Raw genomic sequence first — 14,980 nt, 5'->3', positions numbered from 1 at the left:
ACGTGGGGGACTCTACGGTGTCGCGTCAACCACGAGGCAATCGCGATGTTGCGGCCTGCCGCAGCACCAGCATGACCGCAAACGCCAGGCACGACGCGGTCAGCGTGCCCGCCGCACCCCCCAGATAGGCCGTGACCTGCTCGGTCTTGGCATCGAGGTCCGCCCGGTTGTCCCACGTGTGCGAGAGCGCGAACGCCGACGCCGCGCCGGCGACGACTCCGACCGAGACGAGCCCGGCGAGCACCGCCCGCATCGTCGCCGCGGCCGCCATCGGGTCCCCGCCGAGGCGGAGCTGACCGGTCGCGGTCGACGCCCGGGCGGGGGCCCGCGCGACGAGGGCGGAGGCGATCGCGGTCCACGCGAGCACCACGAGCACCGCCGCCACCACGTCCGACGGCCGGTGCCACTGGCCGATGAGCGTCGAGACGCCGGTCGCGGTCGTGTAGCCGGCGCCGAGCACCGCCGCCCACGGGCGCACCCGGGGCGGGACGACGAGCAGCAGCGCGACCGAGACCGACGCGGCGGCCGTCGTGTGACCGCTGGGCAGCGTGTTGCCGTAGCTGGCCTCGATGCCGATGTCGGGGCGGTCGAAGATCCAGTTCTTGAGCACCCTGGTGGTGAGGTTGGCGCCGATCATCAGGACAGCGACCTGGATGGCCAGCGACCAGCGGCGGCGCACCGCGGCGATCAGCATGGCGGCGATGAGGACGATCGCGATGAACCCGACCGACACCACGTCGAGCACGCGCTCGGCGACGCGCCACAGCTGCGTCTGCCCGTACAGCGCACCCTGCAGCGCCGCGTTCTCCACCTGCTGGCCGGCCAGCGTGTCGACGAACACGCGCCACAGCGCGAAGACCCCCGCGAACGAGAGGACCGCCACGACGAACGAGACCGCGACGACGGACCCCCGGCGGTCCCCCGTGTCGGGGGTCGGTCGCACGGTGTCAGGCAGGGTGTCGCTCACCGGACCACGGTAGGTCACACACGCCCGTCCGTGACGCGTCGTGCCGGACGCGCGTCCGTTCGTCGACAGACCGCGCGGCGCCGTCAGCGCGCGGCGGCCGTCACCGCACCGTCCGTCTCCTCGGAGATCAGGTCCCAGTTCAGCGCCGCGGCGGCCCTCGTGCCTGCCGCCATCGCCGAGGTCACCTGCGCCATCGGGTCCGTCGCGTTACCGGCCACCCAGACGCCGGGCACGGACGACGCCCCGATCAGGTCGGACGCGATGTGCTGACCGACGCCCGTCTCGTGCGGCACCGCCGTCAGGCCGAGACCGGTCAGCCCGTCGAGGCGCGCGGCGAACCGCGGCATGACCGTCAGCGCGGACCGCGCCACCACCTCGCCGGACTCCAGCCGGACGCCGGACAGCCGCCCGTCGCTCACGAGCACCTCCACGACGCGCCCGGGCACCACGCGCACCCCGCGCGCGGCGAGGCGCTCGGCCTCCTGAGGCGTCGGGTCCGGGGCGGTGTGCTGGAGCAGGACGACGTCGTCGGACCACTGCCGGAACAGCAGGGCCTGGTGCACCGACCGCTCGGAGGTGCCGAGCACGCCGATCGGCTGGTCGCGCACCTCCCAACCGTGGCAGTACGGGCAGTGCAGCACGTCGTGTCCCCACCGCTCGCGCAGGCCGGGGACGTCGGGCAGCTCGTCCGCCAGGCCGGTGGCCACGAGGAGCCGTCGCGCCTGCAGGGACGTCCTGTCGGCGAGGGTCACGAGGAACCCGCCGTCCGCTCGCCGCGCCGCCACCACCGGGCCCGCCAGCACGGACCCGCCGTACCCGGCCAGCTCGGCCCTGCCGCGTTCCAGGAGCACCAGGGGCGGGACGCCCTCCTGCCCCAGCACCCCGTGCACCCCGGCGGCGGATGAGTTCCTCGGAGTGCCGTCGTCGACCACCAGCACCGAGCGGCGAGCCCGCGCCAGAGTCACGGCCGCGCTCAGCCCCGCGGCACCGCCACCCACGACCACGACATCCACCTGTTCGCTCATGCCGCCATGCTCAGCCGGGCAGCGAAGGACCGGCAAGCATCGTTGCCGAAGTGGCAAACTGTCGGGCATGGACGACGTCGATCGGATGATGCGCACGGTCGGCCCACGCCTGCGGGCGGTCCGTCGGCAGCGCGGGCTCACGCTCGCGCAGGCATCGGACGCCACCGGCATCTCCGTGAGCACGCTGTCCCGCCTGGAGTCCGGTTCACGACGCCCGCAGCTGGAGCTGCTGGTGCCGCTGGCCGGCCTGTACCGCGTGCCGTTGGACGAGCTGGTCGGCGCCCCGGCCACCGGCGACCCCCGCATCCACCCGCGGCCCGTCACCGAGTTCGGCATGACGGTCATCCCCCTGTCCCGCCGGTCCGGGGGGATGCTCGTCTACAAGATGGTGATCGCGCCGGGCGGTCCCCACCCCGACCCGGAGCTCAACTCCCACGAGGGCTACGAGTGGCTGTACGTCATCGACGGCCACCTGCGCCTGGTGCTCGGCGAGCACGACCTGGTCCTGCCGCCGGGCGAGGCCGCCGAGTTCGACACCCGGGTGCCCCACTGGTTCGGCAACGAGACGGCGGAGCCGGTCGAGCTGCTCAGCATCTTCGGGACCCAGGGCGAGCGCGTGCACCTGCGCGCACGTCCGCGCAGCACACAGGGCTCCCCCACCCCCGGCCAGCGGCCCGACGAAACATAGGCCTTACTGACCAGTCAGTAAGTTTGCTTGATCACAGTAGGGTTTTCGTCATGGAAGACGTCGCCCGTCCCGCCGCGCCCGAGCGCCGCGTGCGGCAGCCGCGCCAGGCCACGGCCGAGCGGCGGGCGGAGATCCTGCGGGCCGCCGCGAACACGTTCGGCTCCAAGGGGTACAAGAACGGCTCCCTGGCCGAGGTCGCCGAGCAGGTCGGCATCACGCACGCCGGCGTCCTGCACCACTTCGGGTCCAAGGAGCAGCTGCTCGTCGAGGTCCTCGAGTACCGCGACAAGGAGGACGTCCGCGACCTCGAGGGTCAGCACATCCCCGACGGCATCGCGCTCTTCCGCCACCTCGTGCGCACGGCGCGCAAGAACGTCGAGCGCCGCGGGATCGTGCAGGGCTACTCGGTCCTCACCGGCGAGTCCGTGACCGAGAACCACCCCGCCCGCGGCTGGGTCACCCACCGCTTCCAGGTGCTGCGCGCGGAGATCGCCGCCGCCATCGTCGCCGTCGGCCCGGACGTGCCCCGGGAGACCGCGGAGTCCGCCGCCAGCGCGATCATCGGCGTGATGGACGGGCTCCAGGTGCAGTGGCTGCTCGACGACGACGTCGACCTGCCGACGTCCACCCAGTTCGCCATCGAGGCGATCCTGGCCGCCGCCCTGCTCGGCGCCGACCGGCCCCGCCCGCTGGACTGATCCTCAGCAAGTTCACAGGACGGCTCCAGCGACTCGGCAGGTACGCCCGCCACCCTTGAGGGCATGACCACGACCGCGACCCGCCGCCCCGAGGTGCTGTCCCGAGCTGACGGCACCCCCGTCCGCGCGCTGGTGGTCGACGACGAGCCGACCCTCGCCGAGCTGCTGTCCACCGCCCTGCGCTTCGAGGGCTGGCAGGTGGAGCACGCTCTGACCGGCCACGCCGCCATCCGCGCCGCCACCACCCTGGACCCCGACGTCATCATCCTCGACGTCATGCTCCCGGACCTGTCCGGCATCGAGGTGCTGCGCCGGGTCCGGGCCACCCACCCCGACGTCCCCGTGCTCTTCCTCACCGCCAAGGACGCGGTGGAGGACCGGATCGCCGGTCTGACCGCCGGTGGGGACGACTACGTGACCAAGCCGTTCAGCCTGGAGGAGGTCGTCGCCCGCCTGCGCGCCCTGCTGCGCCGCGCCGGCGCCGTGTCCTCGCGCGACGAGGCCACCCTCGTCGTCGGCGACCTCGTCATGGACGAGGACAGCCACGAGGTGAGCCGCGGGGGCGAGGACATCCACCTCACCGCCACGGAGTTCGAGCTGCTGCGGTACTTCATGCGCAACCCGAGGCGTGTCCTGTCCAAGGCGCAGATCCTCGACCGCGTCTGGCAGTACGACTTCGGCGGCCAGGCGAACATCGTGGAGCTGTACGTGTCCTACCTGCGCCGCAAGATCGACAAGGGCCGCGAGCCGATGCTGCACACCGTGCGCGGCGTCGGGTACGTGCTCAAGCCCGCCACCTGAGCATGGCCGCCACCCGCCGGCGGTGGACCCTGCGTCGACGGCTGGTCGCCATCGTCGTCGTGCTCGTCGCCGTCGTGGCGGCGGCCATGGGGACGATCTCCACGCTGGCGCTGCGCGGCTCCCTGCTCACCCAGCTCGACGACAGGCTCGCCGCGACCCACCGCCGCACGGTCGAGGGCCCGGTCCGGCAGGGCGGCGTGGACCTGCCCCGCGGCAGGTCCGACGACGGCCGCGAGCCCGCTGACCAGCCGGGCCCGTTCCGGCCCGGTCAGGACGCCGGGACCGTCACCGCCCAGGTGCCGCGGGGTGCCGACCCGACGGACCTCACCCCGGCGCAGGCCAGCCATGTCGCCGACGACGGCGCGCTGGTCGCGCTCGACGAGGCACAGACGGAGCAGCTGCTCGCGGTCCCGACCGACGGCGAGGCGCGTTCGATCACGCTGCCCGGACTGGGCCGGTACCGCGTGATGGCGACCACCGCCCCGGACGGCAGCACGGACGTGACCGGGCTCCCCGCGGCCTCCGTGACCCGCACCCTCGCCTCGTTCGTCGCCGTCGAGACGGTCGTCGCCGCGTTCGCGCTGCTGGCCGCGGCGGCGGGCGGCCTGGTGCTGGTGCGTCGCGAGCTGCGACCGCTGGACCGCGTGGTCGGCACGGCGAACCGGGTGACGCAGCTGCCCCTGGACCGCGGCGAGGTGGTCCTCGCCGAGCGCGTGCCCGCCGAGGACACCGATCCGGACACCGAGGTCGGTCAGGTGGGCGCCGCGCTCAACCAGCTGCTCGGGCACGTCGAGCGAGCCCTCGCCGCCCGGCACGAGTCGGAGTCGCAGGTGCGCCAGTTCGTCGCCGACGCGAGCCACGAGCTGCGCACGCCGCTCGCCTCCATCCGCGGGTACGCCGAGCTGGTCCGCCGCGGTCCGGACGAGCTGCCGCCCGGCGCGCTGCAGGCGATGGCCCGCGTCGAGTCGGAGTCGGAGCGGATGACCGCGCTGCTCGAGGACATGCTGCTGCTCGCCCGCCTGGACGCCGGCCGGCCGCTGGGGGCCGAGCCGGTGGACCTCACCGGGCTCGCCGTCGACGCCGTCGCCGACGCGCACGCCGCCGGCCCCGACCACCACTGGCACCTCGACCTGCCGTCGCAGGAGGCGGTCGTGACCGGGGACGAGCACCGCCTGCGCCAGGTGCTGGCCAACCTGTTGTCGAACGCGCGCCTGCACACGCCCCCCGGCACGACCGTGACCGTCGGCGTCCACCGCTGCGGCGACCAGGTCGTGGTGCAGGTTGCCGACGACGGCCCCGGCATCCCACCAACCCTGCGCGACAGCCTGTTCCAGCGGTTCACCCGCGGCGACGCGTCACGCAACAGCGCCACCGGCTCGACCGGCCTGGGCCTCGCGATCGCCCACGCCGTGGTCACCGCCCACGGCGGCACGATCACGGTCGCCAGCGACCCCGGCACCACGTTCACGGTCACCCTCCCCGCCACCGCGTCCTGACGTCCCGCTGCGCGCCCTGCGCGGACGTGGGGGGTGGCCAGGAGGCGTGGCGGCGCGGGAGTCTGGGGGCTCGGCAGCACGAGCAGCGCACCCATGAAGCAGCGCACCGACGAGGGAGTGGTGATGGCGGATCTCAGCAGGGCCTTCAGCGGGTTCTCGACCGACGACGTACCGGCCGCGAAGGCGTTCTACTCGGACCTCCTCGGGCTGGACGTCACCGAGGAGAACGGGATGCTCTTCGTGCACCTCGACGGCCACGACGTGCTGATCTACCCCAAGGGCAGCGGGCACACGCCCGCGACGTACACGGTCCTCAACTTCCCCGTCGAGGACGTGCCGGGGACGGTCGGTGAGCTGCGGGAACGCGGCGTGCAGTTCGAGCGGTACGAGGGCACGCCCGCGCAGACCGACGACGACTACGTCCTGCGCAGCGGCGGTCCGCTGATCGCCTGGTTCACCGACCCCGCGGGCAACATCCTGTCCGTCGTCGAGGCCAGCTGAGCCGCGCGCCCGTCGCTCAGAGCGGGAACGCGTTGTACAGGTCGACGACGTCCGCGAGGGGTGCCGTCGCCTGGAACACGGTCGTCCCGTTGGTCCAGACCGCGAGTCCCGTCCCGTCGCCGGCGTCGGCGATGGAGTAGGTGCCGGCGGCGGCGCCGGCCGCGGTGACCTCGCCGGTCTGCGGCAGGGCCGGGCCGGTCGGGGACGCGGACGGGTCCGGCGTAGGAGCGGCCGGGAGGGCGGCGACGAGCGTCGCGGCGAACGCGGCGGCCTCCTCCGGGGTCTCCCACTGGCCGCTGCGGACCGTGACGGTGCCGCTGGCGCCGTCGGTGTAGGTCTCCGTGTAGGCCTCGAGCGCACCTGCGGCCTGCCAGTCGGTGTCCGGCACCGACGTCGCGAGCGCGTACTGGAGGACGGTCGGCGGCAGCGCGGCGGCGAAGGCCGTGGTCGCGGGGCGGGCCGCTGGTGCGACCGTCGGCGTCGGCGACGGTAGCTGGACCGTGGAACCGGCCGCGGGCTCCGCGTCGTCACCGTCGCCGTTCGAACCCAGGACGATCGCGATGACGATCGCGGCGATCACCAGCACGGCCGCGCCGATGGCGACCGGGACCAGCCAGGCCGGGCGGCCGGACGAGGCAGTCTGCTCGGTACCCGGCTGGTCACCCTCGGCGCCGTCCGCCGCACCGGTCGGGGTCGTGCGCTGCGGTGCCTGCCAGCTCGAGATGGGCGGCACGGCGGGTCGGTCGGGGCCGGGACGGCCGGTGTCGCTCATCGAGGATCCCTTGCTCACGTCGCCCGGCCCCTCGCCGGACGCCCGCAGCCTACCGACGGATGGTCATCCCACGACGTCGCGACGCCGGAAAGCGCCCAGCCCGAGCGCCAGCAGCGCGACCGCGACGGCCGTGAGCCCGAGGACCGGCGGCCAGTCCATGGCCTCGGCGGGGAGCCGCGGCGTGTACGCGAACGGCGACAGGACGTCGGAACCGTCGGGCAGCAGCTCGGCGAACAGGCCGACCACCCCGACGTAGGCGACGTACGCCCAGACCAGCCCGAAGGCACGGGGAGCCGCGCCCATCACCACGACCGCGACCCCGAGGACGACGCCGACCGCAGGCAGCGTCACCGCCGCGGCACCCACCAGCTTCCCCACGTAGGCGTCGCCCATCGACGTGGCGGCGGTCAGCCCCATGACCAGCCCGGTCAGCACCAGGATCACGACGGCCGCGGCCGCGCCCACCGCCACCTGGGACCCCAGCCACCGCACGCGCGAGACCGGCCCGGACAGCACGATCGCGCCCCGGGCGGCCGTCTCCTCGGCCCGCGCGGCGCCCACCGACGACGCGACGTACGCACCGGTCGCGACGGCGAGGACCACCATGTAGAGCGCGAAGGCCGACGCCGCGGCGCCGTTCGGACCCGTCGGGAAGAGCTCAACGACCTGCGTCTCCTCGGCGATGAAGTCCACCAGCTCGCCCGCCAGCAGACCGATGAAGGCGCCCATCACGACGATCCCGAGGCCCCAGGACAGGATGGCGCCGAGCTGGCGGCGCACGGTCAGCGCGACCATCCCCGTGAGCCGCGCGGACGCCCGCGGCCGGCCCAGCCGCTCCGCGAGCAGACCCGTGCCCAGGTCACGCCGGCCCACCAGCCAGAAGGCCAGCACCACCAGGGCACCCGCGACCACGACGCCGATCGCGAGCGGCCAGAACCTCTCGTCGACGTAGGCGCGCGTGGCCTGGGCCCAGCCGAACGGGGACAGCCACGTCAGCGCGCTCGTCCCCTCGGGACCCCGGACGTCCCCGACCGCCCGCAGCAGGAACGCGACGCCCAGCACCGCCATCGCCAGCGAGCTGGCGGTGCGGGCGTGCGCCGTCAGCTGGCAGGTGACCGCGCAGACGCCGGCGAACACCAGCCCGACCATGACGATGCCGCCCGCGAGCGCGAGCGAGCCGACGACGTCGAGCCCGGCGGCGAGCAGCGCGACGAAGGTGAGCCCGCCGACCACGAGCGTCGCCACCGTGGCGGCGACGAGCCCGGCGACCACGGGGGCGTCCCGGCCCACCGGACCCGACCGCACGAGCTCGAGCCGACCGCTCTCCTCCGCGGCACGCAGGTGCCGGGTCACGGTGAGCAGCGCCATGATCGCGACCGGGAGCATGACCCACAGGCCCAGCTCGTTGGCCGTCATCGCGCCCACGGTGTAGTCGTCCAGGCCGTACCCCGGTCCGGCGAGCGCGGTCGCGGCGGGCGAGGAGATCAGCTGGGCGCGGCCGGCGCGCGACTCGGGGGTCACGTAGAGCTCGGCGAGCGAGGCGACCGAGACCTGGGTGAGCCCTGCGACCGCGACTGCCCAGACGACGGTCCGCCACCGGTCGGCGCGCAGGGCGGCCCGGACCAGCGCGCCGGTCCCGGCGAGCTCGTTCGACGGCGCGGCGACGGTGCTCATCGTGACCCGCCCCCCAGCCCGAGCGTCGCGAGCTCGTCGCTGTACTCCCGCAGGAACAGGTCCTCCAGCGTCGGGGGGTGCGCGGTCAGGGACTGCACCCCGAAGGCGGTCAGCCGGGCCAGGACCTCGTTCAGCGCGGCGGTGTCCACGTCGACCGTCACGCGGCTGTCGTCGCGCTGCACGTGGTGCACCCCCTCGACGCCGGCCAGGGCGCGCTCCGCCTCGTCGGCGTCGCGCAGCCCGGCAGTCACGGTGGTGCGCGTCAGGCTGCGCAGCTCCTCCAGGGAGCCGCTCTGCACGGCGCGGCCCTGCCGGATGATCGTCACGCGCCGGCACAGCGCCTCGACCTCGGCCAGGATGTGGCTCGACAGCAGCACGGTGCGCCCCTCGGCGGCGGCCTCCTGCACCACCTGCTGGAACACCACCTCCATCAGGGGGTCGAGGCCGCTGGTCGGCTCGTCCATGACCAGCAGCTCGGCGTCCGCCGCGAGCGCCGCGACGAGCGCGACCTTCTGGCGGTTGCCCTTGGAGTAGGCGCGGCCCTTGATGCGGGGGTCCAGCTCGAACCGGTCGATGAGAGCGTCTCGCCGCGCGGGGTCCAGCCCACCGCGCAGGCGCCCGAGCACGTCGATCGCCTCACCGCCGGACAGGTTGGGCCACAGGCTGACCTCACCGGGGACGTACGCCAGCCGGCGGTGCAGCGCGACGGCGTCCCGCCACGGGTCGCCGTCCAGCAGGCGCACGTCGCCCGCGTCGGCGCGCAGCAGCCCGAGCAGCACGCGGATGGTGGTCGACTTGCCCGCCCCGTTGGGACCGAGGAAGCCGTGCACCTCCCCTGTGCGGACCGTGAGGTCGAACCCGTCGAGGGCGCGCTTGGCGCCGAACGTCTTGACGAGCCCGCTGACCACGATGGCGTCGGTCATGGCTTCTTCTCCTTGTACTCCAGGTAGGCATCCAGGTACGAGCTGTCCGTGAACAGCCCGTGCGTGTAGAGCTCCAGACCGGCGAGCATCTGCTGGTCGAACATCGCCTCCATCGCCTCGGCGGGCGCATCGGTGGGCGCGACGCCGCGACCCGCGGCCGCGTCCAGCTGCGCCATGACGATGAGGCCGACCTGCGCCGCGACGGCCTGCCGGGCGCGCCCGTGGGGGTCGGCGGAGGGCCGGACGGTCCCGGCCGCCTCGCCCGCCTCGAGATAGGCCGCGGCGTCGTCGACCATGCCGTCGACGAAGTGCGCCGCGAGCTCGCCGCCGTCCAGCAGGCTGCGCACCACGTACGCGAACAGCGGGCTGTACTCGGGCACCCGGGCCAGCAGGCCGATGGTCTCGCCGGGCGACAGGTGGGTGAGGGCCGCCGCCTTGTCCTCGCGGATGACGGTCAGGATGTGCTCGTCGCACTCGGCGCGCAGCGCGTCCTTGGAGCCGAAGTGGTGGATGACCAGGGCCGGGCTGACCCCCGCATCGTCGGCGATGGCGCGCACCGGCGCCCGGAAGCCGTCCTTGCTGAAGCGCGCGATGGCGGCATCGCGGATCCGGGCCCGGGCGGTGAGGTCGTCTGAACGCATGTTTAGCAGACTAAACATGCGTTCAGCCTGGGTGCAAGAGCTTTGTGTCAGACCCTGCGGTTAGCGTGCCTGCGTGACCTCGACCTCCTCGAAGCGGCCCGACCGCACCGCCCGCCCGGCCTTCCGCTGCTCGGAGTGCGGGTGGACCGCGACCAAGTGGGTCGGCCGGTGCGGCGAGTGCCAGGCGTGGGGCTCGGTCCTGGAGGACACCGGCCCCGGTGGCGGCGCGCCCCGCACGGTGGCGACCTCCCCGATGCGCTCGCCGGCCAGGCCGATCGACCAGATCGACGTCGAGTCCGCGCGTGCCAGGCCCACCGGGGTCGACGAGCTGGACCGCGTGCTCGGCGGCGGGCTCGTGCCGGGCGCCGTGGTGCTGCTGGCGGGCGAGCCGGGGGTCGGCAAGTCGACGCTGCTGCTCGACGTCGCCGCGCGCGCGGCACGCACCGGGCGCAAGGTCCTGTACGTCACGGGCGAGGAGTCCACCGCGCAGGTCCGGCTGCGGGCGGGCCGGATCCACGCGCTCGACCCGCAGCTGCTGCTCACCGCCGAGACCGACCTGGGCACAGTCCTGGGCCACATCGAGCTGGTCGACCCGGACCTGCTCGTGCTCGACTCGATCCAGACGATCGCGTCCGCGCAGGTGGAGGGCACGGCCGGTGGTGTCTCGCAGGTCCGCGAGGTGGCGAGCGCGGTCATCCAGGCGGCCAAGGCGCGGGACCTGCCCGTCGTGCTCATCGGGCACGTCACCAAGGACGGCTCGGTCGCGGGACCCCGCACGCTCGAGCACCTGGTGGACGTCGTCTGCCAGTTCGAGGGCGAGCGGCACTCCCGCCTGCGGATGCTGCGCGCCACCAAGAACCGCTACGGCCCCACCGACGAGGTCGGCTGCTTCGACCTGTCGGAGTCGGGGATCGTCGGGCTGGCCGACCCGAGCGGCCTCTTCATCTCCCAGGCGCTGCACGCGGTGCCGGGCACCTGCCTGACCGTCACGCTCGAGGGGCGCCGGCCGCTGGTGGTCGAGGTGCAGTCCCTCGTAGCGCCCAGCGCGGTGCCCAACCCGCGGCGGACCACGAGCGGCGTCGACAGCAGCCGCCTGGCCATGGTGCTCGCCGTGCTCCAGCGCCGGCTGGGCGCGCGGCTGGCGGACCAGGACGTGTACGTCTCCACCATCGGCGGCGCCCGGGTGGTGGAGCCGGGGGCGGACCTCGCGCTGGCCCTCGCCGCGGTGAGCTCGCGGGAGAACGTGCCGCTGCCCCGGGGGCTCGTGGCCATCGGGGAGGTCGGGCTGGCCGGGGAGATCCGGACGGTGTCGGGCGTCGGCCGGCGGCTCGCCGAGGCGGCACGGCTCGGCTTCACGCGCGCGATCGTGCCCGCGGGCGCCCTCGACGGGGCCACTCCGCCGGCCGGGTTGACGGTGCTGACGGCGGCGGACCTCGGCGAGGCCGTGACCGCCGCAGGGCTGGTGCCGGACATGGTGCCGGCCGGTCGCTGAGCCCGCGCCGCCGAGCCCGCTCCGCTGAGCCCGCGCGGCCCAGCCCTCACCGCCAACGGGTCGTGCTCCAGGTCTCATTAATCTCTTGACCGGTATAGAACGCGGCGCTACTTTAGCGGTACAGAACCCAGCGATCGGCAGGAGAACCCCCATGATGGACACCCCTCACCTCGGGCTGCTGCTCGGCGTGACGGCCGCGCGGCGCGAGGCCGAGAGCGCTCGCCCATGGGCCCCGCAGGAGCCCGAGCCGGAACCTCGGCAGCGAGCCCGCCGCACGCGGGCCCCGCGCACGCGCCGCACCCTGGCCGGCGCGCTGCACCACCTCGCGGACGCGGTCGCGCCCGCGGGCGGCGAGGTCGGTCACCCGGCCCGATGACCGTCGCCCCGCCGGGACCGGCCCCGGCGACCTACCCTGTCCCGCATGGAGCGGAACAGGGTGGCGTCGTGTCCCGCGTGACGCTGCAGACCATCGCGGACCGGGTCGGGGTCAGCCGGATGACCGTCTCGAACGCGTTCTCCCGGCCCGACCAGCTCTCCGCGCAGATGCGTCGGACCATCCTGGAGGCCGCGGCCGACCTCGGGTACGTGGGGCCGGACCCCTCCGCCCGCGCGCTCGCGCGCGGCACCACCGGCGCGGTCGGCGTGCTGCTGACCGAGTCGCTCGGCACCGCGTTCCTGGACCCGATCGCGGCCGCCTTCTTCGGGGCGGTCGCCGAGGAGCTGGCCCCCACCGGCACGGCGGTCGTGCTGCTGCCGTCGATCAGCCAGGGCATGGTCCCCGCCCGCGACATCCCGATGGACGGCGCCCTGGTCTACGGGTGCGCGGGCGACTACCCGGCGGTCGACTGGCTCGTCCGCCGCCGGCTGCCGCTCGTGTTCGTCGACGGCGACGCGGTCGGCGATGCCTCCAGCGTGCACCTCGACGAGCGGGAGGGTGCCCGGCTCGGCGCCCAGCACCTCCTGGACCTGGGACACCGCCGGATCACGATCCTCACGATGAACTCCACCGCGCCCCCCGGATGGGCGCCCGACACCCGGACCGCCGGATCCGGGTACGTCGGGCGCGAGCGCCAGACCGGGTGGGTGGAGACGCTCGAGGCGGCGGGCGTCACCCCGGCCACGATGGAGGTCCACGACAACGTCGAGCCCTACGTGACGCAGGGCGCCCGGGCGGTGCTCGCCGGACCCGACCGGCCGACCGCGGTCCTGTGCTTCTCGGACCTGATGGCGGCGGCCGTCGTGCACGCCGCGGACGAGCTGGGGCTGCGCGTGCCGGAGGACGTCTCGGTCGTCGGCTACGACGACTCGCCCCTCGCCCGCCGGCTGCGCCCCGCCCTCACCACGGTGCACCAGGACTTCGCCGCCAAGGGCAAGGCCGCGGCGGGCGCCCTGACCGCCGCGATCGCCCGCTTCCGCGCCGGCGAGCCGCCCATCCCGGAGCACCACCAGATCCCGGTCGACCTCGTGGTCCGCGAGAGCACCGCGCCGCCCGCGCACGGCGGACGGAGCGGGTGAAGCCGGCAGACCCGCGGCCCGGCGCGCGGGTCGCGGCGACCGCTGTCCCCGCACGTCGTTACGATGCAACCGTGCCGCATCCGCACGCCCCTGACGACCTTCTGAGGTCGACCCTCGCCGCCGTCGCCCCGGGCGGCGAGCTTCGCGACGGTTTGGAGCGGATCCTGCGCGGTCGCACCGGCGCGCTGATCGTCCTCGGCTTCGACCAGACGGTCGAGAGCATCTGCTCCGGCGGCTTCGTCCTCGACGTCGAGTTCTCCGCCACCCGGCTGCGCGAGCTCGCCAAGATGGACGGCGCGGTGGTCGTCGACGCGGGCATCTCCCGGATCCTGCGCGCGGCCGTCCAGCTGCTGCCGGACGTGACCATCGAGACGTCGGAGTCGGGCACCCGGCACCGCACCGCTGAGCGCGTCGCCAAGCAGACCGGCCTCCCGGTCATCTCGGTGTCGGCCTCCATGCGGATCATCGCGCTGTACGTCGACAGCCAGCGGCACGTCATCGAGGACTCCACGACGATCCTGTCCCGCGCCAACCAGGCCCTGGCCACCCTCGAGCGGTACAAGTCACGGCTCGACGAGGTCAGCGGGACGCTGTCCGCGCTCGAGATCGAGGACCTGGTCACCGTCCGCGACGTCTCCGCCGTGGTGCAGCGCCTCGAGATGGTGCGCCGGATCTCGGAGGAGATCGAGGGCTACGTCGTGGAGCTGGGCACCGACGGCCGCCTGCTCACCCTGCAGCTGGACGAGCTGGTCGGCGGCATCGGCTCGGACCGCGCGCTGATCATCCGCGACTACGTCGACACCAGCCGGCGCGACGTCGACACGGTGCTCGACGCGCTGGCCGAGCTGGACTCGACCGAGCTGCTCGACAACGCGCGCATCGCCAGCGTCCTCGGCCTGCCGGGCGGCGGAGACGCCCTCGACGCGGCCGCCGGACCCCGCGGGTACCGGCTGCTGTCCAAGGTGCCGCGCCTGCCCGGCGCCATCGTCGACCGGCTCGTCGCGCACTTCGGCGGCCTGCAGAAGCTGCTCGCGGCGGGCATCGAGGACCTCATGGCCGTCGACGGCGTCGGCGAGCAGCGCGCCCGCGCCGTGCGCGAGGGCCTGTCGCGGCTCGCGGAGTCCAGCATCCTCGAGCGGTACGTCTAGCCGCTCAGCCGAGCCCGAAGACCGCTGCCGGTGCGCCCGCCCCGGCCAAGTTCAGCTGCGCGGAGTACGTCCCGGCGCCCGGCGTCGGCAGGCCCGTGGGGCAGCCCTCGGCCGAGCGGACCCGGTTCCACGCGAACGGGGTGGTGTCCGTGCCGCCGCCCGGCAGCAGGAGCGTGCGGGTCTCGGTCCCCGGCACGATGCAGTCGCGGTTCGACCAGATGCGGTCCGTGCCCGAGGTGATCACGATCTCGCGCTGCACCTCCCCCGCGTCGACCAGGCAGGGGTCCGCGCCGCTGTTGGTGATCGAGACGCTGAACGTCGCGCTCACCCCGGGGGCGTAGGACGTGGCGTCCGGCGTCATCGCCAGGACCAGGCCGGAGGCGTCGCAGTCGGGGACGCCGCCCTCGGCCGGCGTCTCGCTCTGCGGCTCCTGCGCCGGCGCCGACGGCGTCTGCCCGACGGGTGCCGGGTCCTCGTCCGATCCGCGCCCCACCAGCAGCCAGACGACCACGGCGATGATCGCCAGCGGGATGCCGAGCACCACGAGCCGGCGCACCCAGTAGACGCGCGCGGGGAGGCGTCCTGGCTGGCTCATGCATCCCCCCACGACCGTTCGGCTGCACCGCGCGAACCGCGGCG

The 14,980-nt window shown here is 74.3% G+C and carries 16 protein-coding genes; 9 read left to right on the top strand and 7 right to left on the bottom strand.

The features are described from left to right. Positions 1 to 25: 25 nt before the first annotated feature. Together KG102_RS01440 and KG102_RS01435 are read right to left on the bottom strand one after the other, a co-directional pair. The gene (locus KG102_RS01440; RefSeq protein WP_249667420.1) at positions 26 to 967 is read right to left on the bottom strand and encodes a phosphatase PAP2 family protein; all 942 of its coding nucleotides are present in this window, start codon (positions 965 to 967) and stop codon (positions 26 to 28) included. Between the two features lie 83 nt (positions 968 to 1,050). After that, positions 1,051 to 1,992, bottom strand: coding sequence for an NAD(P)/FAD-dependent oxidoreductase (locus tag KG102_RS01435; RefSeq protein ID WP_208289613.1), 942 nt, complete (start codon positions 1,990 to 1,992; stop codon positions 1,051 to 1,053). Positions 1,993 to 2,059: 67 nt separating this feature from the next. On the opposite strand from KG102_RS01435, the gene KG102_RS01430 reads away from it, so the two are divergent. The 5 genes from KG102_RS01430 (at position 2,060) to KG102_RS01410 (ending at position 6,176) form a co-directional block, all read left to right on the top strand. Continuing rightward, positions 2,060 to 2,680, top strand: coding sequence for a helix-turn-helix domain-containing protein (locus KG102_RS01430; RefSeq protein ID WP_208210222.1), 621 nt, complete (start codon positions 2,060 to 2,062; stop codon positions 2,678 to 2,680). 50 nt (positions 2,681 to 2,730) lie between these two features. Continuing rightward, positions 2,731 to 3,378: a TetR/AcrR family transcriptional regulator gene (locus KG102_RS01425; RefSeq protein ID WP_208210223.1), complete on the top strand. Its 648-nt coding sequence runs from the start codon at positions 2,731 to 2,733 to the stop codon at positions 3,376 to 3,378. A 63-nt stretch (positions 3,379 to 3,441) separates the two neighbouring features. Beyond that, the gene (locus tag KG102_RS01420) at positions 3,442 to 4,179 is read left to right on the top strand and encodes a response regulator transcription factor (protein WP_307802843.1); all 738 of its coding nucleotides are present in this window, start codon (positions 3,442 to 3,444) and stop codon (positions 4,177 to 4,179) included. A 2-nt stretch (positions 4,180 to 4,181) separates the two neighbouring features. Beyond that, positions 4,182 to 5,675, top strand: a complete 1,494-nt coding sequence (locus KG102_RS01415; protein WP_208289614.1) for a sensor histidine kinase — start codon at positions 4,182 to 4,184, stop codon at positions 5,673 to 5,675. A gap of 93 nt (positions 5,676 to 5,768) precedes the next feature. Next, entirely contained in the window at positions 5,769 to 6,176 is a 408-nt protein-coding gene (locus KG102_RS01410) for a VOC family protein (protein WP_443623131.1), read from the top strand. A gap of 16 nt (positions 6,177 to 6,192) precedes the next feature. On the opposite strand, the gene KG102_RS01405 is transcribed toward KG102_RS01410, so the two are convergent. From KG102_RS01405 to KG102_RS01390, 4 genes are all read right to left on the bottom strand, one after another. Further along, on the bottom strand, positions 6,193 to 6,948 hold the full coding sequence (locus tag KG102_RS01405) for a hypothetical protein (RefSeq protein WP_208289615.1): 756 nt from the start codon (positions 6,946 to 6,948) through the stop codon (positions 6,193 to 6,195). A gap of 63 nt (positions 6,949 to 7,011) precedes the next feature. Then, the gene (locus tag KG102_RS01400; protein ID WP_208289616.1) at positions 7,012 to 8,622 is read right to left on the bottom strand and encodes an ABC transporter permease; all 1,611 of its coding nucleotides are present in this window, start codon (positions 8,620 to 8,622) and stop codon (positions 7,012 to 7,014) included. Continuing rightward, entirely contained in the window at positions 8,619 to 9,545 is a 927-nt protein-coding gene (locus tag KG102_RS01395) for an ABC transporter ATP-binding protein (protein WP_208289617.1), read from the bottom strand. The genes KG102_RS01400 and KG102_RS01395 overlap by 4 nt, the downstream gene beginning before the upstream one ends. Further along, positions 9,542 to 10,186, bottom strand: coding sequence for a TetR/AcrR family transcriptional regulator (locus KG102_RS01390; protein ID WP_243884633.1), 645 nt, complete (start codon positions 10,184 to 10,186; stop codon positions 9,542 to 9,544). The genes KG102_RS01395 and KG102_RS01390 overlap by 4 nt, the downstream gene beginning before the upstream one ends. A gap of 73 nt (positions 10,187 to 10,259) precedes the next feature. On the opposite strand from KG102_RS01390, the gene radA reads away from it, so the two are divergent. From radA to disA, 4 genes are all read left to right on the top strand, one after another. After that, the gene (gene radA, locus KG102_RS01385) at positions 10,260 to 11,678 is read left to right on the top strand and encodes a DNA repair protein RadA (protein WP_208210228.1); all 1,419 of its coding nucleotides are present in this window, start codon (positions 10,260 to 10,262) and stop codon (positions 11,676 to 11,678) included. A 151-nt stretch (positions 11,679 to 11,829) separates the two neighbouring features. Then, positions 11,830 to 12,054 (top strand): hypothetical protein, encoded by a 225-nt coding sequence (locus KG102_RS01380; protein WP_208210229.1) that lies wholly within the window; start codon positions 11,830 to 11,832, stop codon positions 12,052 to 12,054. 68 nt (positions 12,055 to 12,122) lie between these two features. Beyond that, a complete protein-coding gene (locus KG102_RS01375) occupies positions 12,123 to 13,193 on the top strand; it encodes a LacI family DNA-binding transcriptional regulator (protein WP_208289618.1) in 1,071 nt (356 codons plus the stop codon). 71 nt (positions 13,194 to 13,264) lie between these two features. After that, positions 13,265 to 14,341, top strand: coding sequence for a DNA integrity scanning diadenylate cyclase DisA (gene disA / locus KG102_RS01370; RefSeq protein WP_208210231.1), 1,077 nt, complete (start codon positions 13,265 to 13,267; stop codon positions 14,339 to 14,341). A 4-nt stretch (positions 14,342 to 14,345) separates the two neighbouring features. Here the strand turns inward: disA and KG102_RS01365 are convergent, their stop codons facing one another. Further along, positions 14,346 to 14,936, bottom strand: coding sequence for a flagellar basal body-associated FliL family protein (locus KG102_RS01365; RefSeq protein ID WP_208289619.1), 591 nt, complete (start codon positions 14,934 to 14,936; stop codon positions 14,346 to 14,348). Positions 14,937 to 14,980: the final 44 nt, after the last annotated feature.

This window comes from Cellulomonas fengjieae, assembly GCF_018388465.1.
In the GTDB taxonomy this organism is placed as follows: domain Bacteria; phylum Actinomycetota; class Actinomycetes; order Actinomycetales; family Cellulomonadaceae; genus Cellulomonas; species Cellulomonas fengjieae.
The sequence above is the reverse complement of the archived record's forward strand: the minus strand, read 5'-3'. Positions and strand labels throughout refer to the sequence as shown.

What these genes read in the sequence shown, in the direction of transcription:
- KG102_RS01435 (WP_208289613.1), bottom strand. Translation starts at nt 1,992, where the DNA reads ATGAGCGAACAGGTGGATGTCGTGGTCGTGGGTGGCGGTGCCGCGGGG.
- KG102_RS01430 (WP_208210222.1), top strand. Translation starts at nt 2,060, where the DNA reads ATGGACGACGTCGATCGGATGATGCGCACGGTCGGCCCACGCCTGCGG.
- KG102_RS01425 (WP_208210223.1), top strand. Translation starts at nt 2,731, where the DNA reads ATGGAAGACGTCGCCCGTCCCGCCGCGCCCGAGCGCCGCGTGCGGCAG.
- KG102_RS01420 (WP_307802843.1), top strand. Translation starts at nt 3,442, where the DNA reads ATGACCACGACCGCGACCCGCCGCCCCGAGGTGCTGTCCCGAGCTGAC.
- KG102_RS01415 (WP_208289614.1), top strand. Translation starts at nt 4,182, where the DNA reads ATGGCCGCCACCCGCCGGCGGTGGACCCTGCGTCGACGGCTGGTCGCC.
- KG102_RS01410 (WP_443623131.1), top strand. Translation starts at nt 5,769, where the DNA reads ATGAAGCAGCGCACCGACGAGGGAGTGGTGATGGCGGATCTCAGCAGG.
- KG102_RS01405 (WP_208289615.1), bottom strand. Translation starts at nt 6,948, where the DNA reads ATGAGCGACACCGGCCGTCCCGGCCCCGACCGACCCGCCGTGCCGCCC.
- KG102_RS01400 (WP_208289616.1), bottom strand. Translation starts at nt 8,622, where the DNA reads ATGAGCACCGTCGCCGCGCCGTCGAACGAGCTCGCCGGGACCGGCGCG.
- KG102_RS01395 (WP_208289617.1), bottom strand. Translation starts at nt 9,545, where the DNA reads ATGACCGACGCCATCGTGGTCAGCGGGCTCGTCAAGACGTTCGGCGCC.
- KG102_RS01390 (WP_243884633.1), bottom strand. Translation starts at nt 10,186, where the DNA reads ATGCGTTCAGACGACCTCACCGCCCGGGCCCGGATCCGCGATGCCGCC.
- KG102_RS01380 (WP_208210229.1), top strand. Translation starts at nt 11,830, where the DNA reads ATGATGGACACCCCTCACCTCGGGCTGCTGCTCGGCGTGACGGCCGCG.
- KG102_RS01365 (WP_208289619.1), bottom strand. Translation starts at nt 14,936, where the DNA reads ATGAGCCAGCCAGGACGCCTCCCCGCGCGCGTCTACTGGGTGCGCCGG.